Origin of the sequence: Actinocrinis sp., from assembly GCF_035650855.1 — a bacterium.
In the GTDB taxonomy this organism is placed as follows: Bacteria; Actinomycetota; Actinomycetes; order Streptomycetales; family Catenulisporaceae; genus Actinocrinis.
Genome location: NZ_DASRGV010000371.1, coordinates 1 through 20915, shown reverse-complemented (window position 1 = coordinate 20915; position 20915 = coordinate 1). Strand labels below are relative to the sequence as shown.

The 20915-nt window shown below is 69.8% G+C and carries 17 protein-coding genes; 4 read left to right on the top strand and 13 right to left on the bottom strand.

Going from position 1 to position 20915, the window contains the following annotated elements; translation table 11 throughout:
* The first annotated feature begins 233 nt into the window (after positions 1-233).
* Entirely contained in the window at positions 234-2153 is a 1920-nt protein-coding gene (locus tag VFB40_RS26190) for a glycoside hydrolase family 5 protein (RefSeq protein WP_324855262.1), read from the top strand.
* A gap of 127 nt (positions 2154-2280) precedes the next feature.
* Here the strand turns inward: VFB40_RS26190 and VFB40_RS26185 are convergent, their stop codons facing one another.
* From VFB40_RS26185 to VFB40_RS26160, 5 genes are all read right to left on the bottom strand, one after another.
* The gene (locus VFB40_RS26185; protein WP_324855260.1) at positions 2281-3849 is read right to left on the bottom strand and encodes a glycoside hydrolase family 5 protein; all 1569 of its coding nucleotides are present in this window, start codon (positions 3847-3849) and stop codon (positions 2281-2283) included.
* Positions 3850-4068: 219 nt separating this feature from the next.
* Positions 4069-7566, bottom strand: a complete 3498-nt coding sequence (locus tag VFB40_RS26180; protein WP_324855258.1) for a choice-of-anchor D domain-containing protein — start codon at positions 7564-7566, stop codon at positions 4069-4071.
* Between the two features lie 176 nt (positions 7567-7742).
* Positions 7743-8504: a class E sortase gene (locus VFB40_RS26175; protein WP_324855256.1), complete on the bottom strand. Its 762-nt coding sequence runs from the start codon at positions 8502-8504 to the stop codon at positions 7743-7745.
* 136 nt (positions 8505-8640) lie between these two features.
* Positions 8641-10311, bottom strand: coding sequence for a chaplin family protein (locus VFB40_RS26165; protein ID WP_349261638.1), 1671 nt, complete (start codon positions 10309-10311; stop codon positions 8641-8643).
* A gap of 210 nt (positions 10312-10521) precedes the next feature.
* Positions 10522-11490: an acyl-ACP desaturase gene (locus VFB40_RS26160; RefSeq protein WP_324855254.1), complete on the bottom strand. Its 969-nt coding sequence runs from the start codon at positions 11488-11490 to the stop codon at positions 10522-10524.
* Positions 11491-11902: 412 nt separating this feature from the next.
* Between VFB40_RS26160 and VFB40_RS26155 the strand changes: the two genes are divergently transcribed.
* Both VFB40_RS26155 and VFB40_RS26150 read left to right on the top strand, forming a co-directional pair.
* Positions 11903-12112 (top strand): hypothetical protein, encoded by a 210-nt coding sequence (locus tag VFB40_RS26155; protein ID WP_324855252.1) that lies wholly within the window; start codon positions 11903-11905, stop codon positions 12110-12112.
* 82 nt (positions 12113-12194) lie between these two features.
* Positions 12195-12797, top strand: coding sequence for a TMEM165/GDT1 family protein (locus VFB40_RS26150; RefSeq protein WP_324855251.1), 603 nt, complete (start codon positions 12195-12197; stop codon positions 12795-12797).
* Positions 12798-12840: 43 nt separating this feature from the next.
* On the opposite strand, the gene VFB40_RS26145 is transcribed toward VFB40_RS26150, so the two are convergent.
* The 6 genes from VFB40_RS26145 to VFB40_RS26120 form a co-directional block, all read right to left on the bottom strand.
* A complete protein-coding gene (locus VFB40_RS26145; RefSeq protein ID WP_324855249.1) occupies positions 12841-14037 on the bottom strand; it encodes an LCP family protein in 1197 nt (398 codons plus the stop codon).
* Between the two features lie 91 nt (positions 14038-14128).
* The gene (locus VFB40_RS26140) at positions 14129-14482 is read right to left on the bottom strand and encodes a cytidine deaminase-like protein (protein WP_324855247.1); all 354 of its coding nucleotides are present in this window, start codon (positions 14480-14482) and stop codon (positions 14129-14131) included.
* Positions 14483-14504: 22 nt separating this feature from the next.
* Positions 14505-16025: a hemolysin family protein gene (locus tag VFB40_RS26135; RefSeq protein WP_324855245.1), complete on the bottom strand. Its 1521-nt coding sequence runs from the start codon at positions 16023-16025 to the stop codon at positions 14505-14507.
* A gap of 3 nt (positions 16026-16028) precedes the next feature.
* Positions 16029-16508, bottom strand: coding sequence for an rRNA maturation RNase YbeY (gene ybeY / locus VFB40_RS26130; protein WP_324838304.1), 480 nt, complete (start codon positions 16506-16508; stop codon positions 16029-16031).
* An 8-nt stretch (positions 16509-16516) separates the two neighbouring features.
* A complete protein-coding gene (locus VFB40_RS26125) occupies positions 16517-17698 on the bottom strand; it encodes a PhoH family protein (RefSeq protein ID WP_324855243.1) in 1182 nt (393 codons plus the stop codon).
* A 173-nt stretch (positions 17699-17871) separates the two neighbouring features.
* Entirely contained in the window at positions 17872-18264 is a 393-nt protein-coding gene (locus VFB40_RS26120; RefSeq protein ID WP_324855241.1) for a histidine triad nucleotide-binding protein, read from the bottom strand.
* 200 nt (positions 18265-18464) lie between these two features.
* Between VFB40_RS26120 and VFB40_RS26115 the strand changes: the two genes are divergently transcribed.
* Positions 18465-19052 carry a hypothetical protein gene (locus VFB40_RS26115; RefSeq protein WP_324855239.1) on the top strand — a complete coding sequence of 196 codons (588 nt, stop codon included), beginning with the start codon at positions 18465-18467 and terminating at the stop codon, positions 19050-19052.
* A gap of 15 nt (positions 19053-19067) precedes the next feature.
* Here VFB40_RS26115 and VFB40_RS26110 read toward each other — a convergent pair whose 3' ends face one another.
* Both VFB40_RS26110 and dnaJ read right to left on the bottom strand, forming a co-directional pair.
* Positions 19068-19826 carry a 16S rRNA (uracil(1498)-N(3))-methyltransferase gene (locus tag VFB40_RS26110; RefSeq protein ID WP_324855237.1) on the bottom strand — a complete coding sequence of 253 codons (759 nt, stop codon included), beginning with the start codon at positions 19824-19826 and terminating at the stop codon, positions 19068-19070.
* 46 nt (positions 19827-19872) lie between these two features.
* A partial coding sequence (dnaJ, locus tag VFB40_RS26105) for a molecular chaperone DnaJ (RefSeq protein WP_324855235.1) occupies positions 19873-20915 on the bottom strand: 1043 nt, incomplete at its 5' end.

The window sequence follows — 20915 nt, the reverse complement described above, 5'->3', positions numbered from 1 at the left end:
GGCTCAGACCGCAGCGTTCGCTGTGGCGAGTGGCCGCGCCGAGCGGCGTGAAGCTTACAAGCGCCCTTGAGGACCGGCCGGGTCCGGCGATCCGCCCGGCGCCGGGAAGGCTCTTGCGCGGCGGGCCGATTTACGGTCCACTAAACCGGTATAGCACCCACCGGTCTCCCGCCCAGGGGGTGCCGCCGCTCCGAACGCGCCTCAAGTCCCGCCCGTGAAAGGTCGTGACCCGCATGCACCGTCCCTCACTCAGGCTGCCCGGCGAGCCCGGTTCCAGTCCCGCGCCGTGGATCGGCGCGAACTTCTGGTCCCGCCGCGGCGGCCCGCTGATGTGGCGTCAGTTCGACGCGGACACGGTCAGGGCGGAGCTTGCGGTGCTGCGCGAACACGGGCTGACCTTCACCCGCTCGTTCTTCTACTGGCCGGACTTCATGCCGGAGCCCAACCGGGTCGACGAGCAGTGCTGCGCGAGCTACGCGGAATTTCTCGACTTGCACGCCGAGCTGGGCATGTACACGATCCCGACGCTGATCGTCGGGCACATGTCCGGGGAGAACTGGGACCCGGCCTGGCGCGGAAGCCGCGACCTGTACGGGGACGTGTGGATGGTCGCGCAGCAGGCCTGGTTCGGCGGGGAGATGGCCCGCCGCTTCGCCTCGCATCCGGCCGTGGCCGGCTGGCTGGTGAGCAACGAGATGCCGATCTACGGCGGCGAGAACTCCCCGCGCGAGCAGGTCGCCTCCTGGGCCCAGCTGATCATCGACGCGGTGCGCGCGCACGGCGGAACCCAGCCGATCTCGCTGGGCGACGGGGCGTGGGGGCTGGAGATCACCGGGCGGGACAACGGCTTCCGGCTGCGCGACGCCGCGCGCCTGTGCGACTTCCTCGGCCCGCACAGCTACCCCATGGGCAACGACCCGGTGCGTCAGCACTACACGGCCGCCTGGATCTGCGAGCTGGCCGGCTCGTTCGGGCTGCCGGTGGTCCTGGAGGAGTTCGGCCTCACCTCGGACTTCACCTCCGACGCCTACGGCGCGCACTTCTACCGGCAGGCGCTGCACAACTCGCTGCTGGCCGGGGCCACCGGCTGGGGCGCCTGGAACAACACCGACTTCGACGGCCTCGAACATCAGGACCCTTATCGACACCATCCGTTCGAGCTGCACTTCGGGCTGACCGACGCGCAGGGCGCGCCGAAGCCGCAGCTGGCCGAGTTGCGCGCCTTCGCCGACGTGCTGGCCCAGGTCGACTTCCCGCGGCTGCGCCGCACCCCGGCCGAGGCCGCCCTCGTGGTCAGTTCGTTCCTTGACACGGAGTACCCGTTCACCGAGCCGGGCACGGACGGGCCGGAGCTGTGCCGCACGTTGGGGCAGGCCTATGTCGCGACGCGGCTGGCGGACCTGCCGGTGGCGATCGCGCGGGAGAGCGATGGGATCGGGGCCGACGCGAAGTTGTACCTGGTGCCCTCGACCAAGCAGCTGCTCTCCCCCACCTGGTACACGCTGGCCGATCTGGCGGTAGACGGTGCGACGGTGTACGTGTCCTACTTCGCCGGCGCGCACGGCAACCAGCGCGGCCCCTGGCACGCCGCGATGAACACCCTATTCGGGTTCGAACACCAACTCGTCTATGGGCTCGTAGACACGGTGGAGGAGGACGAGTTCGAATTCGAGTTCGTCCGGCCGTTCGGCGCCCTGGCCGAGGGCAGCCGGCTGCGCTTCCGCACCGGCGGCAACGAGCACAGCCGCGCGATGCTGCCGGTGGTGCCCACCGACGCCGAGGTCGTCGCCGTGGACGGAAAGGGCCGCCCGGCGCTGCTGGTGCGGCGGGTCGGATCGGGCTCGATGGTGTTCTGCACCTATCCGATCGAACACATGGCGGCGTACCTGCCGCGTGTGAATCCGGATCCGACTCGGGAGCTGTACGACGCGCTGGCCGACTTCGCCGGAGTCGCGCGGGTGGTCACCGTAGACGAGCCGAGGGTAGCCGTGGACGTGCTCGAACACGAGGACGGTACCCGGTGGGTGTGGTTCGTGAGCCAGGCCGCCGAGGAGCTGACCGTGAAACCTGCGCTCCGCAACGGCGGCCGGCTGGCCGAGGACGCGGTGACGCTTCCGCCGTTCGGAGTGCTGGTAGTCAAGCTCGAAGGCTGATGCGCACCGCCTGAAGCAAAGCATTGATTGACTTTGACAGTCGATCACTGATACAGACGAGCCGCGCCGCGGTCCCTAGTGCGGAGGGACCGCGGCGCGGTGTCTCATGGCTCTTCGGAATCGCTGCTTACGGCAGCGTGGTGATGTGCGCCTTGTACGCCGCGCCGAAGTTGGTCGGCGTTCCGGTGTAGTCGGTGATCAGGGTCGGGCCGCTGGAGCAGCCGCCGGACCAGTTGTCCCAGGTCCAGGCGAGGTAGCCGGTGTGCTCGGAGTCCAGCCACGACATCAGTGGGTTGATGAAGCTGCCGGAGCAGTCGTTCTCGCCGATCTCGCCCGCGATGACCGGGACCTTCGCGATGACCGGCGCGACCTGGCTGGTCCAGCAGGACTGCGGGGCGCAGGTGTTGAAGTTGTAGTCGTGGAACGAGGCGACCAGGTTGTTGTCCGGGTCGGTGGGCTCGTTGGCCAGCCAGCCGGTCAGGTCGTTGGAGTACTCCTCGCCGCCGAGCATCAGCACATTGCTGGCGCCGGTGCCGCGCACCGCGTTGACCATACCCTGCATGCCGGCGACCTGGTAGCCGATCCCGTTGCAGGTGCCGCCGTTCTTCCAGCAGGTCCAACCGGAGGCGCTGTCACCGGTGGCCCGGGACGCGTAGGGCTCGTTGAAGAGGTCGAAGATGACCGCGTTGTTGCCCTTGAAGGTGTTGGCGACCGAGGTCCAGAACGGGATGGCCTGCGCCGCGTCCGGCATCGGCTTCTGGCAGGTGGCCGTGGCCGCGGAACAGCCGGAGGAGTTGCCGGTGTACGTGCCGTCGGTCCAGTGCAGGTCCAGGATCGCGACCAGGCCGTTCGAGTTCAGCAGGTTGACGAAGGCCTTGACCGCGTTGATGTAGTTCGAGCCCGCATACGCCGAGCTGACGTACGACTCGCCGTTCCAGCAGGCCTCGTTGAGCGGGATGCGCACCGCGTTGGCGTTCCAGCTCTTGATCGCGGTGACGGAGGGCTGGTCGGCCGGACCGTCCCAGATGCCGTAGCCCTGTACGCACTCGTACTCGCCGCCGGAGCGGTTCACGCCGTGCGGGGTCCAGGCGGCGCCGGTCGAGGTGACGATCTTGTTGCCGGAGACGTGCAGCTGCGGGGCCGAGCCGCCGCCACCGCTCGATCCGGAGGGCGAGACCGAGGGCGAGGCCGACGGGGAGGCGCTCGGCGAAGCGGACTTCGACGGACTGGCCGAGGGCGTCGGGCTGCCGCTCGCGGAGGCTCCGTTGCAGGTCGTGCCGTTGAGCGTGAAGGTGCTCGGTACCGGGTTGCTGCCGGTCCACGAGCCGTTGAAGCCAAGCTGGATCGAGCCGCCCGTCGCGATCGAGCCGTTCCAGCTCAGGCTGCTGACGGTGACGTTCGCACCGCTCTGCGACCAGGTGCCGTTCCAGCCCTGGGTGACAGTCTGCCCGGCGCCGAAGGAGAAGCCGAAGGTCCAGCCGTTGATCGCGGCCGCGTTGTTGACGATGGTGATACTCGCGCCGAAGCCGCCGGGCCACTGGCTGCTGACGGTGTACGTGACCGCGCACGCGGGAGTGGCGGCAGCGGCCGGACCCGTGGTGAGCGCGACGATTCCGGCACTCGCGGCCAGCGCGGCGACGCCCATGCCGGCGAGCGCGGCGCGCAGCCGTGGCGAGCGGTTGTGGAGCGTATCCATGCAGAGACCTCCGTGGGCAGAGAAGCGCACGGCGACGGTGCCGCGCCCTAGTGCCCTAGCACGGTAGGACCGCCGACTTAACCGTTCAAGTACGGCTGAAAGTTGCATCTGGTGCAGTCGCGACACCAGGGACGACTCGGCCCGCGCCTGCTTCCCTTCATGAAGGGAAGCAGGCGCGGGCCGGGATGCGGGCCTCAGCCCCTTGATCAGCGGGCGGTTTCAGTGGGCTTTCACGGCGATCGTGACGCCGGGCGGCGGCCAGGTGACAGCGGTGACCGGAACGGTGATCGTCCCGCCGGTCGTCACTACCGAGAGCGAGCCGTGCGCCTTGCTGGACAGGGTCGGCACGAAGGTGAGGTTGACGGTGATGGAGCCGCCTGCCGGGATCACCGTGCCCACTGCGGGCAGTGCGGAGACTCCGAGCTCGCCGGTCAGCCCGGTGGCCGTGACTGCGGTGACCACCACCGGCACCGCGCCGGTGTTCTTGAGCGTCACCGTGGTCAGTGAGTGGTAGCCCACCGGCTTGCCCGCGAAGGAGACCGTGGCCGGGGCGGCCGCGGGCGCCGTGACCGTCGCAGAGGCCGGAGATGTGGCGATGACGATGTTACTCACCGCGTGCAGGTCGGTCTGTCCTCCGTTGCCGGCGGTGAAGCCCGCGTATGCGCTCGCCGGAATCAGGCCGGCCGCCGGTTTGTACGTCAGCACCTGTGCGGCATCGACGTACACGGTGATGACACCCGCGATGACGGTCACGGTGACCGCATGCGTCCCGGTGCGCAAGGACGCCGGAATCGGAGCGGTCGCGAGGTAGGTGGTCGCGCCCGTGCCGTCGTCCACGCCGGTCGCGATCGCGACATAGTTGCCCGAGTTGGCCTGCGCGTTCCAGAACGTGTCGAAGGCCACGCCGATGCCGCTCAGCCCATCGAGGCCGAGGCCGCCGCCCGGGCTGCCCAGCGCGGTCGGCTGGTTCTTGGTCGCGTCGATCAGCGAGAAGGTCAGCCCGTCGGCGCCGGACCCGCCGCTCAGCTGCGCGGTGAAGGAGGCCGCGAGGTTGTTCGTGGGCACCGCCGCGGTGCCGAAGGCGGAGCCGGCGACCTCGGGCGTCGTGGCCGGGGTCAGCTGGATCGTGCCGGCGGCTGCGGTCGTCGTGGCCGTACCGTTCAGCTGCCAGCCCGTCGGAACCGGCGGCAGGGTGCCGGTCGCCGTGCCGGTGATCGGCAGGTAGCGGGCGCCTTGACCGTCGTCGCTGGTCATCTCGTACTGCGCGGTCTCGGCCCCGACCGAGGTCGGGGTGAAGGTGACCTGCTGGACGTAGGTCTCGCCCGGGCCGATCACCTGGCCTTCAGGCAGCGGCGAGGCGGAGCTGAAGTCCGAGTCCGGCGCCTTGGCCTTGGTGATCGTCACCGGCACGTTCCCGGTGTTGGTGATGCTGAAGCTCTTGGTCGCGGTGCCGCCGATCGGGACCGCGCCGAAGTCCAGCGGCCAGGGCGTGATGTTGAGGTTCTTGACCGCGTCCACCGCGCTGCCGCTCAGCGAGATCGTCAGCGAGTGCGTGGTGCTGGGATCGTCGGCCGAGGTGGAGGTCACGGTGAACGAGTCCGTATTCGCTCCGGTGCCCGTCGACGCGGTCGGCGAGTAGGTCACCGAGGCGACGAACGAACCGCCCGGCGCGACGGTGGCGCCGGCGGCGGGCAGCCCGGCGACGGTGAACGGCGCGTTCGGCGAGGTCGCCGCGCTGATCGTCTCAGTGCTCGTACCCGTGTTGGTCACCTGAACGTTCTTCGTCGCGCTCAGGCCGACCGGCTGATCCAAGAAGACCGCGTTGGGCGGATTGGCGCCGAGACCGGGTTTCGTTCCGTAGCCGTCGGCGGTGAACGAGACCGGTCCGGAGTCGGTGCTCAAGGTGACCGTTCCGCTGATCGTCCCGGTGCCGCCGGGGGCGAAGGTCATCGGAATCGAGAGGGTGTCCCCGGGGTTCATCGCGTGCGGCAGGGCCGGGGCGGTCGCCGAGAACGGCGAGGTGGCCGAGACCCCGGTGACGTTCAGCGCCGTCGCGGCCGTCACGGTCAGCGTCGCGGTGCCGGTGGTTCCGACCGGGACGTTGCCGAAGGAGACCGGCGAGCCGGTGAGCACGGACTTGGCCGGCCGGCCGAAGGCGAGGATCTTGCCGTCGCGGGTGCCGATGTAGACGCGGCCGTCGCTGGTGGCCGGGGTGGTGAACTTGACCGCGGTGCCGATCGGCGCGGACCACAGCTGGGTCAGCACGCCGTTGCCGTCCGGCTCGGCGCTGTAGGCCCGCAGCTCGGCGTTGGCTCCGGTCGGGCCGGAGGACCAGACGACCCAGACGACGCCGGTGCCCGCGGTCATGCCGTTCGAGGTCACCACCGGCGAGCCGGAGGTGTAGTTGAAGGTGCCCGCACTGGCGCCCACCGCGGTCAACGCCGGGACGCCGGTACCGCTGACCCCGACTTTGAACGCGCGCAGCGGACCGCCGTTGCCGACCAGATACACGTATCCGCCGTCGCCGCCGTAGAACGCAGGATGATCCCACTGCCCCTGGAAAGGGCCGACAATGCCGAGCGCCGCGTCAGCACCCTGAGTCGTCTGGTGGCCGCCGAGGTTGTCCCGGTCGAGCAGGAACAGCCTGCCGTCCTTGCCCATCTGCACGAGCAGGTGCGGGTGCGCCGCGGTGCCGTATCCGTCGGGCAGCGCCATCGGGCCGCCCGAGCCGAAGTCGGCGTCTGTGGCGTCCATCTTCGTCGCGTCCCAGGGACTGAAGAAATCGGCCGGCGAGAGCGAGCCGTCCGCGTTCACGTGCAGCCGGACCACCGACTCGGCGAGGTTGCCGGGGGGCGCGTTTCCGGGGCCGGGGGCCGGCGAGACTCCGTTGCCGGTGGCGAAGATGATCTGCCCGTCGCCGTCCGAGACCAGTCCGCCGCCGGCGCCCCAGATGCCGCCGCCCGTGTTGCCGGTGCCGGTCTCATCGGACCACAGCGCGGTCTGCTTGCCGGCGGTGGAGACGCCCGCGATGTATCCGCGATAGTCGGGGCCGAAGTCGCAGTGCGAGCCGAAGCCCACGTAGACGACTCCGTTGAGGAGCAGCAGGCCCGGACGCTGGCCTTGGTAGGCGGGATCGAAGGTCGCTGCCGCGTCATTGGAGGGGTGGCCGCCGATGGCCACCGGGAAGCCCGGCTTCTCCGCGCCGGCGGCCAGACTCACCGCGTGCATGTGATAGCTCGGGTGCATCGGGTCAGCGGTGTTGTAGGACTTGGCGACCAGATAGACGTACTGGGTGGACGGGTCGTAGACCGGAGTCGAGGTGATGCCGAGGTTCGGCGTCAGGTCCGAGCAGCCGATGGTGGAGGCGGGCCAGGCCGGGCCGAAGTCGTCGGTCCACAGAATCGCGCCGGTCGCCTTGTCCAGCGCGTAGACCTTGTCGTTCTCAGTCACCGCTATCAGGGTGTTGCCGACAATCAGGGGCTGGGCGTAGACCTGGCCGTCCAGCGTCGTGGCGAACTGCTGGCCGAAGTCGGCGGAGTGGACCGAGGCCGGGTCCAGTGTCGTCTCGCTCTGGTCCCAGCCGGTGCGCAGCGTGTCCTGCGAGACGGTCACCTCCTCGCCGTGCGCCGGGAAGGCGACATACGCGGCGCCGGATATGAGCCCGGCCGCGATCAGGCCTATGAAAGCGGCACGCGGATATCCACGGACGAGGTTCACCCGGTTCCCCCCTCTGAAAGGCTGCGCTGTGCCGGTGCCGGGCAGCACGAGCACAACTGCGAGGAGAGGTTACGGCCTGCGCGCGCGCGATATCCGGCCCGCGCTCTAACCGTGACGAAATCCGAACCATCGCCGCGGCGATTTGCGCGTTATGTCATCGCCCGTACTTATCGCACCTACGAGATCGGAGTCACCCCGGCCGGAACCCGGCCCTTCGGCGTCTGCTCGACCAGATGGCCCCACCACACCATGCGGTTCGAGTCGATGTAGATCGGCGTGCACGTGGTGAGCGTGATGTACCGGCCGGGCTTGGTGAATCCGGAGCCGACCGGGATCGGCTCCACCGCGCCGACGTCGTTGATCGGCACGGAAGAAGCCTCGCGGTCCAACTGGTAGACGAACCAGCCGTAAGCGGTCTGCACGTACACCCGGTCCCCCGCGGCGAGCTGGTCCAGATCGCGGAAGACCATGCCGTGGCCGTCCCGGTGCCCGGCGATCGCGAAATTGCCCGAGGCGTCCCAGGGAAGCGCCGAGGGCGGCTGCGTGTAGTGTCCGACCGCCCCGGTGTTCAGCACCCTGGTCCGGTCCACCGACTGCATGATCAGCGCGCGCCAGTCGGCGCCAAAGGCCGGGATGTACAGGAAGCCGAAGCTCTGCCCGATCGCGATCGCGTCGCTGGGCTCGGCTGCGGCAGGCGCGGGGGCGGCCCAGGTGCGCAGCAGGGCGGCGGAATTGCGGCGGGTCTGCTCGCCCGCGGTGATGTTGCTCCACCAGAGCTCGTATACGGCGTACAGGGCGATCACCAGCCCGAGCGTGATCAGCGCTTCGCCGAGCCCGCCGAGGAACCGGGTCCAGGACCGCGGGGCGCCCGCCGCCGACGAGGCGTCGTAGAGCTCGTATCCACTGCCCGGGTCGTAGACGTCGAACCCCTCGGACACCGCCCGCTCCTTCCGTCTCGGATCGACTGATCCTACCGGTTTGCCGGGAAAACAGAGGGCAGATCCCGAAGAGTTGGGATCTGCCCTCTTATTCAGTTATTCGGTCATCTCATGACCGTACGCCGCGGCGCCGGGTTCAGTGCGACCGGCGGCCGCGCTTGGAGGCGGCGCGCAGGCCGACGCCGGCGAGCAGCGCGGCACCGGCCAGGGCGACCACGGCGCCTTCCTCGGTGCCCGTCCCGGCCAGCGAACCACCGTGCGGGTGCGACGGCTTCGACGGGGTGCTCGGCGTGCCCGGCGTGGTCGACGTCGGCGAGTTGCTCGGCGAGGAGGAGGCCGAAGTCGACGGCGAGTTGCTCGGCGAGGACGAGGCCGAAGTCGACGGCGAGTTCGACGGCGTGCCGCTAGGGGTGCCGCTGGGCGTGCCGGACGGGGTGCCCGACGGCGACGAGCTCGGCGAGCTCGACGGGGTACCGCTCGGAGACGGCGTCGGGTGCGGGTGGCCCTGGTTGCAGACCGTCTCACCGGTCTTGTTCTCAAGGCCGATGACGTCCACCTGGTTGCCACACACGTTCAGCGGCACGTTGATCGGCACATTGACACCATTGCCCGACAGGGCGCCGCCCGAGTGCGTGATGATGCTGGTGCTGGTCGCGCTCGGCGGGCCCGGGATGAAGCACTCGGAGCCGTGGAGCTTGTTCTCGGCGCCGATCACGTTGACCTGGTTGCCACACGCGTTGATCGGCACGTTGATCGGCACCTGCGCCGAGTTGCCGGAGGCGATGCCGCCCGAGTTCGCGATGAAGCTGGTAGCGGTCGAGGTGCCGGCCTCGTTGACGCAGGTCGAGCCGGCGTCCTTGTTGGCCAGCCCGATCACGTTCGCCTGGTTGCCACAGGCGTTGATCGGCACGTTGATCGGGGTCTGCACCACGTTGCCCGAGCCGAGGCCACCAGAATGCGTCACGACCGCGGTCGCGCTCGAACCGCCGTAGGTGTCGGAACCGGACGGGTTCGTGGAGCAGTCGCTCCCGGTGACCTTGTCCTTGGCCGCGATCACGTTGGCCTGGTTGCCACACGCGTTGATCGGCACGTTGACCGGCGCCTGGATGATGTTGCCGGACAGGATGCCGCCCGAGTGGTCGGTCACCGCCGTCGCCTTGGCGCCGCCGCCGGTGCTGCCCGCGCCCTCACCGGAGCCCGGAGCCGGGCAGGTGGTGCCGTGCACGGTGTTCTTCAGGCCGATGGCGACCGCCTGGTTCCCGCAGACCTCCAGCGGCGCGTTGATCGGCGCCTGGATGGTGTTGCCGGACAGGATGCCGCCGGAGTGGCTGGTGCTCGCCGTCGCCGACGAACCGCTCTTCGACCCGCCGGCCGCGTTCGAGCCGCCACAGGCGCTGGGCGCCACGTGGTTGCCGGCCGCGACCGCGGCGACCTGGTTGGTGCACAGATTCAGACCGAGGTCGATCGGAATCTGTACCGTGTTGCCGGACAGGATGCCCTTGGAGTCCCGCACCGTGCTGGTCGCCGAGGCGCCCGCGCCGGAGCCCGAACTCGACGGCAACTGCGGCGCCGCCGGCTTCAGGACGTGGACATCCTGCGGAGCCTTCGGCTGTGCGGCCTCGGGTCCACGGACGCTGATGGGAGTGCTGACACTGGACGGGGACGCCTGGTTGGCCGCGGCCCCCTGGGCCTGAGCCGGACCGGGCAGGGCGCCGAAGCCGACGGCCGCCTCGGCCGGGGCGTAGCCCGTCCCGGTCAGCAGCAGCCCGCCCGTCGCGACCGTGAAGGCCAGGCTGCGCTTGGCCATGTCGTACATGGAGGACCTCTTCTGATCAGTAGAGGAGAAAGCGGCGAAGGAAAAGGTGCCGCCTGCTCCGCGAAACGGCCCAGAAGAGTGGAGGTCACGCTCGCTACGGCTTCACGAGTGAATACTGATACGAGTATTTAGTTCGCAGCTCATCACGTGTAATGGCGGCGTCATCGCACAATGACGACGACGCCGCACGGACTCAGCGGATCACGCGCCCCGCTCGGCCCGGCGGGCCAGGCGAGCGTCCCGCTTCTCCTCGAAGCGGCGGGCGGCGACGTCGAGCGCGTCGAGGATCCCGGCCAGTTCCTCGCGGGCGCGCTCGCCCTCCGGGCCAAGGTCGGTGCGCTCCAACGCCTTCACGTTCCGCAGCACCGGGATCAGCACCTCGTCGCGGTGGATACGCAGGTTGTAGATCCCGGCCAGCGCGATCTCGACCGACTTGCGGGTGTAGTTCTCCACGGTCGCGCCGGGCATCTGGAACCGCTTGACCACGTCGAGCACCGCCTCCATGGTCAGGTCCGGGGCCACGTCGAAGGCCGCGGCCAGCAGGTTGCGGTAGAAGATCATGTGCAGGTTCTCGTCCGCGGCGATCCGGGTGAGCAGTTGCTCGCACAGCGGTTCGCCGCTGTAGCCGCCGGTGTTGCGGTGCGAGATGCGGGTCGCCAGCTCCTGGAACGACACGTACGCGACCGAGTTGACGAGCTGCTGCGAGTACGGGGAGTCGTAGCCGGTCGACATGTGCGTCATGCGGGCCCGCTCCAGGGCGATCGGGTCGACCGCGCGGGTGGTCAGCAGGTAGTCGCGGATCGCCGTGCCGTGCCTGCCCTCCTCGGCGGTCCAGCGGTGCACCCACGAGCCCCAGGCGCCGTCCCGGCCGAACAGCTGCGCGATCTCGTGGTGGTAGCTCGGCAGGTTGTCCTCGGTCAGCAGGTTGAGGATCAGCGAGGTGCGCGCGGTCTCGTCGAGCTTCGACTGGCCCGGCTCCCACGGCGTGCCGCCGAGCGGCCCGTCGAAGTCCCGGCCCTCGCTCCACGGGACGTAGGCGTGCGGGAACCACTCCTTGGCCACCGAGAGGTGGCGGTTGAGGTTCGCCTCGACGACGGGTTCGAGCTCGAACAGCAGGGCGGACTGGTCCGCCGGGTCGGTGGCGGGGCGGGAGTCGGTCGAAAGGGGCACGGCTGGCTCCTGGGAGGCCGGGGACGGACGTGTGGTCGGAACTGCGCGCGAAACCTACGTTCGCGTAAGTTACGCCAACGTAGCTTACAAAGCTGAGAGTCCGCTCAGCGGGGGGCTGAGCAGGGTGATCTGACACACTCCGGCGAGTTTTGTTGCGCGAGTTGACAAATCTAGTGATCTCGGCCACTCTCGTAATCGAGGGTGGACTCCGGGGGCCGCGCACGGCGCGCCCAGGAGCCCAGGCCCCGAACCGCTCGGCCCCTGAGCCGGGCCGGTCCGGAGCGCTGAATTGAATAAACATCGCCGCATCGCCGCACCGATGCGGCGATGTGCTTTTCCGGGGACGGCGCGCTTCGCCCCGCCTGCCTCCGCTCTCTTCCCCGCCCGGCCCGCGCTGCCCTACGCTCAGCCCATGGCGACCAAGTCCGCCGCGGAAGACCCCAAGCGTCCGCGCCTCCTGACCCGCTCCACCGTGCTGCCCGCCTTCGGGATCGGGCTGATCACCGCGTTCCTCGCCGACCAGGAGCACGCGCCGTTCCCGGTGGGCGTCATCGTCGGCTTCGTGGTGACCGGCGTCGTCATCGGCATGATCGCGCTCAAGAAGGCCTTCTACGGCGATTAGACTGGTCGCCGCAACGCCGACCGGAGGACAGCGTCGAGGCCCGTGGACCGATCAGTGAACATCGAGCGATGAACAGCGCCCAGTGAACGCCGCCGTCATAGCCACCACCTTCGGCATCGTCTTCCTCGCCGAACTGCCCGACAAGACCGCTTTGGCCAGCCTCGTGCTGGCGACCAAGTACCGCGCCCTGGACGTGTTCGTCGGCGCGGCGGGCGGGTTCGCGGTGCAAGTCGCCATCGCGCTGGCCGCCGGGGAGCTGCTCTCCCTGCTGCCGCATCGCACCCTTGAGGCGATCGTCGCCGCGCTGTTCCTGCTCGGCGCGTTCCTGATTTTCCGGCACGGGCGCGAGGACGAGGCGCAGGCCGAGAGCGAGGCCGAGGAGGCGGCGCGCGACGCGAAGCCGGGCAACGGCACCTGGCGCGCGATGCTGACCAGCTTCACCGTCATCACGATCGCGGAGTTCGGCGACCTGACCCAGATCGTCACCGCGAACCTCGCCGCCAAGTACGACTGGCTGCCGGTCGGCATCGGCGCCCTGGTGGCGCTGTGGGCAGTCGCCGCGCTGGCGATCCTGGGCGGCCAGGCGCTGCTGCGGTTCATCTCGCTGACCTGGATCACCCGGGTCGCGGCCGTGATCATGGCGGTGCTCGCGGTGATCTCGCTGGTCTCGGCCATCCGCGGCTGAGGACGGCAGGGCCACCGCCGGTCGCCGGTCGGTCCAGCCGGCGTCAGCCGATCCGGTTCAGCAGCCCGGCGGGGATCGCCGTGTCCTGATTCACCGCGCCGAACAGCTGCTGTGCCCGCGTCGAGTCCCACAGCACCGTCGAGCCGAGGCCCGAGACCTGGTAGCCCTCGTTCTTGATCGGGACGGTGCCGACGTTGCCCTTCCCGCCGGTGATCGGCCCCACCTTCCTGGCCATACTCACCAGGTCGGAAAGGCCCGAGCCGTCGTCCACCGCGATCGCGCCGAGCGCCGAGTTCAGGAACGGGTACAGGGTGAACGGGTTGAGCTCGACGCCGGGCCGCATCGCGGATTTGGCCAGCGCGGCCACGAATTTCTGCTGGTTCGCCATCCGGCTGATGTCGGAGTTGGCCAGCGAGTAGCGGGTGCGGATCAGCGCGAGCGACTGCGTGCCGTTCAGGTTCTGGCAGCCGGCCGGCAGGTCCGCGCCCGAGTGGCTGTCCTTCACCGGCGCGTCGAGGCAGAGGTGCACGCCGCCGACCGCGTCGACGACGTTCACGACGCCGAGGAAGCCGATCTCCATGTAGTGGTCGATGCGTACACCGGTGGCCATCTCGACGGTCTTGGTCAGCAGCGGCGCGCCGCCGAGGTCGTAGGCGGCGTTGATCTTGTTCTTCCGCGCGCTGTGCGCCTTGCCGGAGGAGTCCGTGTACGCCGGGATGGTGACGTACGAGTCGCGCGGGATCGAGATCAGGTCGGTGCCGCTGGAGCCGTAGTGCAGCAGCAGGATCGTGTCGGTCCGCTGGCCCTGGTCCGAGCCGACGTGCAGCTCGTTCTTCTGAGCCTGGGTCAGGTTCGAGCGGCTGTCGGAGCCGACGACCAGCCAGTTCGTGCCCGCGCCCTGCGCCGGCCTGCCGTCGTAGTCGGACAGCGCGGCGACCTTGGTCACCTTGCCGGAGGCCCAGAACCAGGTGCCGATCCCGGTGCCGACGAACAGCAGGACGAGCGCGAGAACCGTGAACACGGCGATGCGCCCCCAGCGCCGGCCGCCCGCGCGGGCGGAGCCGCCGGTACGCGGCGGCCTCGGCTTGACGCTCTTGCCGCCGCGTCCGTAAGTCGAGGTCGAGGGGGCCAGCGGATCGCGCGCCGGAGCGTCCTGAGTGACCTGTTCCGGGTCGAACTCAGGCCACTGGGCGCCGCCGCCACCGCTGCCGTAGTACCGGTCTGAACCGTTACCGCTCACCGTGCCACCGTACGACAAGCCCAACGCTAAGGTGCCGTGGCGCGCGCCGCTGCGCACTTTCGTGCAGAACTGTCACGATTCTGCGACCTGCCTATCGACGGGTAACCACGGTTCCGTCCGGGGCCGCGAGGAAGACGGCGCCGACATTGAGGTCGCGGGCGGCGGCGATGTCGGCCTCGGCGAGCTCGGCCGCCTCGGACACGACCGCGGCCGCTTCCAGCCGGTCGGCCCCCGAGGAGACCGCCGTCGCGACGGCAGCTTCGAGCGCGGAGAGCTTGAGCGAGGGCAGCGCCACGGTCACCGCCGCGTAGGTGCGACCGGTGGCGTCACGCACGGCGGCGCCCTCCGGCGTGCGGTTCCGGGCCCGCGCGGAGCGGGCCAGGGTGATGATCTTCGCGTCCTCGGGGTCGAGTTCCGGCGCTGCGGCGGCCTGCTCGGCGGTCATCGGTTCCTCTAGTCCAGTGAGTTCAATCGTCGGGATCGGCGTCGACCGGATCGAAGTCGTCGACCGGACGCGAACCGTTGCGGTTCGGGTTGCGGGGCTCCTGCTCGCGCGAGTCGGGGCTCTGCGACTCGAGGCTGCGTGACTCAGAACCGCGTGACTCAGGACCGCGTGACTCAGGACCGCGTGACTCAGGACCGCGAGACTCGAGACCTCGCGAGTCGGATCCGCGCGACTGCTCGCCGCCCTCGTCATCCTCATCCGGCACCGCCCGCACCAGCACGGTCCCGATCCTGCGCCTGCGGCCCTCGGTGGACTCGGCGGTGATGGTGAGTCCGTCGATGCGTACCGTCGCGCCCGGGATCGGTACCTTGCCGAGGCGCTTGCCGAGCAGTCCGCCGACCGTCTCGACGTCCTCGTCCTCAAGGTCGCGATGGAACAGCTCGCCGAGTTCGTCCAAGCCGAGCCGCGCGGACACCCGTGCGCCGCCGCTCAGGTCGCCCGGCTTGGCGAGCCACTCGACCTGCGGCTTGCCCTGGTCGTACTCGTCGGCGATCTCCCCGACGATCTCCTCCAGGATGTCCTCGATGGTGACCAGGCCGGCCGTGCCGCCGTACTCGTCGATCACGACCGCCAGGTGGATGCGCTGGGCCTGCATGTCCCGCAGCAGTTCGTCGGCGTGCTTGGAGTCCGGCACGAAGCTGGCCGGGCGCATGACCGTCTCGACCGGATCGGACAGCGGGTCGGAGGCCGCCGAGCCCTCGTACATCCGCCGCGCCAGATCCTTGAGATACACGATGCCGACCACGTCGTCCGCGTTCTGGCCGGTGACCGGGATCCGGGAGAACCCGCTGCGCAGCGCCAGGTTCAGCGCCTGTCGCAGGGTCTTGCCGCGCTCGATGAAGAGCATGTCCGTGCGCGGGACCATGACCTCCTTGACCAGCGTGTCGCCGAGCTCGAAGACCGAGTGCACCATGCGCCGCTCGGCGGCCTCGATCTCGCTGTTCTGCTCGGCGATGTCGACCAGCGCGCGCAGTTCGGCCTCGGTGGCGAACGGTCCCTCGCGGAAGCCCTTGCCGGGGGTCAACGCGTTGCCGAGCACGATCAGCGCGCGCGGAAGAGGTCCGAGAATGCGGCCGAGCGGCAGCAGCACGGCGGCGCCGGCCACGGCGATCTGCGGGGCGTGCTGGCGGCCGAGGGTGCGCGGGCTGACCCCGACGACCACGTACGAGACGACGGCCATGATCGCGACCGACAGCGCGCCGGTGCCGACGGTCAAGCCCCAGCGATGCGCGCACACCATGGTGACCATCACCGCCGCGGCCATCTCGCCGACGACGCGGATAAGCAGCACCAGGTTGACGTACCGCGGCAAGTCCTCGGTCAGCCGGACCAGCCGAGCCGCCCCGGGCTCGCCGCGCTCGAGCAGTTCGGCCGCGCGTACTCGGGAGATGCGCGCCAGCGCGGCCTCGACCCCGGCCGCCAGCCCCGCGATCAGCACCGACACGACCGCGCCGACAAGAAGCCACGCTATGGTCGCGGTCACGGCTCAGCGTCCGGGACGCTCATCGGAGGGGTGCTTGCGCCAGCGGTCGAGAAGTTCCTGCTGGAGCCCGAACATCTCGGCCTTCTCGTCCGGCTCGGCGTGGTCGTAGCCGAGCAGGTGCAGGATGCCGTGCGTGGTGAGCAGGTGCAGCTCGTCCTCCATCGAGTGGCCGGCCGCCTCGCCCTGCTTGGCCGCCACCTCGGGGCACAGCACCACGTCGCCGAGCAGCCCCGGCGTCGGCTCGTTGTCGTCCTCGGCCCGCGACGGACGCAGCTCGTCCATCGGGAAGGACAGCACGTCGGTCGGTCCCGGCTCGTCCATCCACTGGATGTGCAGCTGCTCCATCGCGGCGGTGTCGACCAGCAGGATGGACAGCTCGGCCAGCGGGTGGATGCCCATCTGGTCGAGGACGTGCCGGGCGAGCGCGACGATGGCCGCCTCGTCCACGGCCACGCCCGACTCGTTGTTGATATCGATCGACATGGCGGGAATCATCCCACCGCGCGGGCCCGGGGGGCGGCGCGGCGCTGCGCCCGGTTCATCGGCGCGACCCCGCCCTGCTCGCGCTCCTGCCTGGCCGCGTCGTAACGCCCGTAGGCGTCCACGATCTCCCCGACCAGCCGGTGCCGCACCACGTCGGTGCTCGTCAGCCGGGCGAAGTGGATGTCGTCCACGCCCTCCAGGATGTGCTGCACCACGCGCAGCCCGGACTCGGTGCCGCCGGGCAGGTCCACCTGTGTGACGTCGCCGGTGACGACCACCTTGGAGCCGAAGCCGAGGCGGGTCAGGAACATCTTCATCTGCTCGGCCGAGGTGTTCTGCGCCTCGTCCAGGATGATGAAGGCGTCGTTCAAGGTCCTTCCCCGCATGTAAGCGAGCGGGGCGACCTCGATGGTGCCGGCGGCCATCAGGCGCGGGATCGAGTCGGGGTCGATCATGTCGTGCAGCGCGTCGTAGAGCGGGCGCAGGTAGGGGTCGATCTTCTCGTACAGCGTTCCGGGCAGGAAGCCGAGCCGCTCGCCGGCCTCGACCGCGGGACGCGTGAGGATGATCCGATTGACGTCCTTGGCCTGGAGCGCCTGCACGGCCTTGGCCATCGCCAGGTAGGTCTTGCCGGTGCCCGCTGGGCCGATGCCGAAGACGATCGTGTGCTTGTCGATCGCGTCGACGTACCGCTTCTGGTTCACGGTCTTCGGCCGGATGGTGCGGCCGCGGTTGGACAGGATGTTCTGAGTCAGCACCTCGGCGGGCCGCTCGCCGGACTCGCCGTTGCGGGCGGACCGCAGGATGGCGATGGAGCGCTGGACAGCGTCCTCGGTCAGCGGCGCGCCGGTGCGCAGCACCAGCAGCATCTCGGCGAACAGCTGCTCGGCGAGCTCGACGTCCTCGCGCGGTCCGGTCGCGGTGATCTCGTTGCCGCGCGCGTGCAGGTCGAGTCCGGGCAGCTGCTCCTCGATGACCCGCAGGATGCTGTCGCCGGTGCCCAGGACGGCCACCATCGGATGCGCCGCCGGGATGGTGATCTTGGTCTGCGCGGGCACGGCGGCCTCGGGCTCGCTCGAGGGCGAGACGATCGACGAGGCGGCCTGCGCGGGGGCGGTGGGCGAGCCCTTGCGGGTGCGCGCGCGAGAGGTGGAGGAAGAGGTACGGGACCTGTTCGGCTGCTCAGTCATAGGCGGGCCGCGGGGGCCTTCGAATCATTCCTTCGATCGACGCTGACGGGGACGGTTCCATGATATCGAGCACAAACGTCTCGCTCCCCGTAAATTATTTCAACCGCCCTCAGGGCAAAGCACTGGTCAACGCGGCGCTAAGGCCGCGTTTCCGGCGAGCGGCGCGCCGGAAACTAGTGCGCCGCCGACCCGAAGTGCCCCAACGCGTCTCCGCCGAGGACGTGCAGATGGACGTGGTACACCGTCTGTCCGGCGGCATCGTCGGTGTTCAGGACCAGGCGGTACCCGGGAATGTCCGCGTGATCGGCCAGTCCCTCCAGCCGGGCGACCTCGGCTCCCTCGGCGATCAGCCGGCCGGCCAGTTCCGGGTTCTTCGCGGCCAGTTCGCCGGCGTCGCGGTAGCCGTGCGCCTTGGGGATCACCAGCACGTGCGTCGGGGCCTGCGGATTGATGTCGCGGAAGGAGAGGAAGTCGGCGCTGTCCCGGACGATCGTCGCGGGGATCTGCCCGGCCGCGATCCGGCAGAACAGGCAGTTGTCGTCGTAGGCCGTTTCCGTGCTTGTCATACCGCTCTCCGGGGTTGTAGCCGCAGGTCACGATTCGCTCGAACCGGTGATCATCGTTCGCACGAACGAGTCGATTCCGTTCAGTCGGACCGATCCTAGGCCTTCTCGTTGGTCTCCCACTGTGTACCGTTCCGGATCGCCACCACGTGATCACAACGGGTACTTCTCCCGGATCCCACGCACAAGCAGGGAAAGCTTCAATGGACCGCCTCGCCGCACACGTCGTCGCCACCGCACTGCTCACCGCCGCGCTCGCCGCGGTGCCGCTCGCGCTGGCCAAGCCGACCTCCGAAGCCAGCACATTCAAGGTCGCGCTGCCCGCCGCGACCGCGACGCCGAGCGCCTCAGCCGCGGCGTCTGCCGTCACCTCGAACCCGGCCCCGACGTCTACGCCCACGCCGAAGTCGACCCCCACGAAGCCGGAGCTGGTGCCGATCCCCTGCCCGGACGCATTTCAGGTCGGCACCACTTCGTACGCGCACTGGCACGGCATGATCGCGTTCTCGGTGAAGCAGTTCTACTCGCCGAAGTGCCACAGCGTGTACGGATACGCGTACCCGTGGCTCCAGTTCCGCGAGCAGAAGCAGCACTACGACCTCGGCATGGCGGTGTTCGACCTCACCCACGACGCGATCGTGGGCGCGCGGACCTTCGTGAACGGCACCGCCGGCCCGGACTTCTGGTCCGCTCCGTTCGTTCCGACGGCCGGTACCTGTACTCAGGGCCTGGCGCACGTCTTCTTTCCGGACACCGAGACCGACACGTTCACCGACAAGTTCTGCCTCTAGTCGGGACGTGACGCGTTACCGGCCGCTTGGCGACCAGCGGCCGGAGCGCGCGAGCAGCACGGCGGCGGCTGCGGTACCAGCGGTGGAAGTGCGTAGGACGGTCGGTCCCATGCGGTACGCGACCGCGCCAGCTTCGGCGAACGCGCGTAGTTCGTCGGGCGAAATCCCGCCCTCGGGGCCGACGACCAGGACGATGTCGCCTTCCTGACCGACCGTCAGGTCGGCGAGCGAGCCGGCCGCGTCCTCGTGCAGCACCGCGGCCGCGGCCGCCTTGTCGAGCAACCGGGCGACCTGCGCCGTCGTCGCCGGTTCGGTGATCTGCGGCCACCACGACCGCCGCGACTGCTTGGCCGCCTCGGCCGCGGTCGACCGCCACTTGGCCAGGGCCTTCTCGCCGCGGTCGGCGCGCCACTGCACGATCGACCGGGAGGCCGACCAGGGCACGATCACGTCCACGCCGATCTCGGTCATCATCTCGACCGCCAGCTCGCCGCGATCGCCCTTCGCCAGCGCCTGCACCACCGTGATGGACGGGCTCGGCCTCGGCACCGACCGGTGTTCGAGCACGTCGAGTTCCAGCGCCGGGTCGCCGGAGCCGCCGACCGAGCGCACGACGCACTCGGCGAGCCGTCCCGCGCCGTCGGTCAGGTCGAGCCGTTCGCCGGGCCGCATTCTGCGCACCAGCGCGGCGTGCCGTCCCTCGGGACCGTCCAGCCGGATCGCCGGTCCGGACATCTTCTCCGCCTCGACGCGGAACACGGGCACAGTTGTCATATGTGAGCTGTCGTCATAGCAGTAGGCAGTAGTCCGTGGCCAGCCGTCACCCGTTGTTGATCGCGTCCTTGATCCGGGAGAAGAGGCCCTGCTTGCCTGGGGCGAAGGTGCCGGCCGGGCGCTCCTCGCCGCGCAGCCGGGCGAGCTTGCGCATCAGCTCCTCCTGCTCCGGGTCGAGGTTCTTCGGGGTCTGCACCTCCACGTGCACCACCAGGTCGCCCCGGCTGGTGCCGCGCAGATGTTGGATGCCGCGGCTGCGCAACGTGATCGACTGGCCGGACTGGGTGCCGGGACGGATGTCCAGCTCCACCGAGCCGTCCAGGGTCTCCAGCGGGATCTTGGTGCCGAGGGACGCGGCGGTCATCGGCATGGTGACCGTGCAGTGCAGATCGTCGCCGCGCCGCTGGAAGATCGGGTGCGGCTCCTCGACGATCTCGATGTACAGGTCGCCGGCCGGGCCCGCGCCGGGACCGACCTCGCCCTCCCCCGCCAGCTGAATGCGGGTGCCGTTGTCCACGCCCGGCGGGATCTTCACGGTAAGAGTCCGGCGGGTGCGTACCCGGCCGTCGCCTGCGCACTCGACACACGGCGTGGGGACGACCGTGCCGTAGCCCTGACACTGCGGGCACGGCCGAGAGGTCATCACCTGGCCCAGGAACGACCGCGTGACCTGCGAGACCTCGCCGCGGCCGCGGCACATGTCGCAGGTGACCGGCGAGGTTCCCGGCGCGGCGCCGTCTCCGGCGCAGGTCGGGCAGACCACCGCGGTGTCCACCTGGATATCGCGCTGCGCACCGAAGGCCGCCTCGGTCAGGTCGATCTCGACCCGGATCAGCGCGTCTTGGCCGCGGCGCACCCGGGAGCGCGGACCGCGCGAGGCCCCGCCGCCGAAGAACGCGTCCATGATGTCGCTGAACGCGAAGCCGGCGCCGAAGCCGCCGCCCGGCGCGCCGGCCGAGGACGAGCTGCGGGTCGGATCGCCGCCGAGGTCGTAGACCTGACGCTTCTGCGGGTCGGACAGGACCTCGTAGGCCAGCCCTATCTCCTTGAACCGCTCCTGGGTCTCCGGGTCCGGGTTGACGTCCGGAT

Excerpts from the sequence above, each read along its gene's own strand:
- VFB40_RS26190 (WP_324855262.1), top strand. The coding sequence starts at position 234 with ATGCACCGTCCCTCACTCAGGCTGCCCGGCGAGCCCGGTTCCAGTCCC.
- VFB40_RS26185 (WP_324855260.1), bottom strand. The coding sequence starts at position 3,849 with ATGGATACGCTCCACAACCGCTCGCCACGGCTGCGCGCCGCGCTCGCC.
- VFB40_RS26165 (WP_349261638.1), bottom strand. The coding sequence starts at position 10,311 with ATGGCCAAGCGCAGCCTGGCCTTCACGGTCGCGACGGGCGGGCTGCTG.
- VFB40_RS26155 (WP_324855252.1), top strand. The coding sequence starts at position 11,903 with ATGGCGACCAAGTCCGCCGCGGAAGACCCCAAGCGTCCGCGCCTCCTG.
- VFB40_RS26140 (WP_324855247.1), bottom strand. The coding sequence starts at position 14,482 with ATGACCGCCGAGCAGGCCGCCGCAGCGCCGGAACTCGACCCCGAGGAC.
- ybeY (WP_324838304.1), bottom strand. The coding sequence starts at position 16,508 with ATGTCGATCGATATCAACAACGAGTCGGGCGTGGCCGTGGACGAGGCG.
- VFB40_RS26125 (WP_324855243.1), bottom strand. The coding sequence starts at position 17,698 with ATGACTGAGCAGCCGAACAGGTCCCGTACCTCTTCCTCCACCTCTCGC.
- VFB40_RS26120 (WP_324855241.1), bottom strand. The coding sequence starts at position 18,264 with ATGACAAGCACGGAAACGGCCTACGACGACAACTGCCTGTTCTGCCGG.
- VFB40_RS26115 (WP_324855239.1), top strand. The coding sequence starts at position 18,465 with ATGGACCGCCTCGCCGCACACGTCGTCGCCACCGCACTGCTCACCGCC.
- VFB40_RS26110 (WP_324855237.1), bottom strand. The coding sequence starts at position 19,826 with ATGACAACTGTGCCCGTGTTCCGCGTCGAGGCGGAGAAGATGTCCGGA.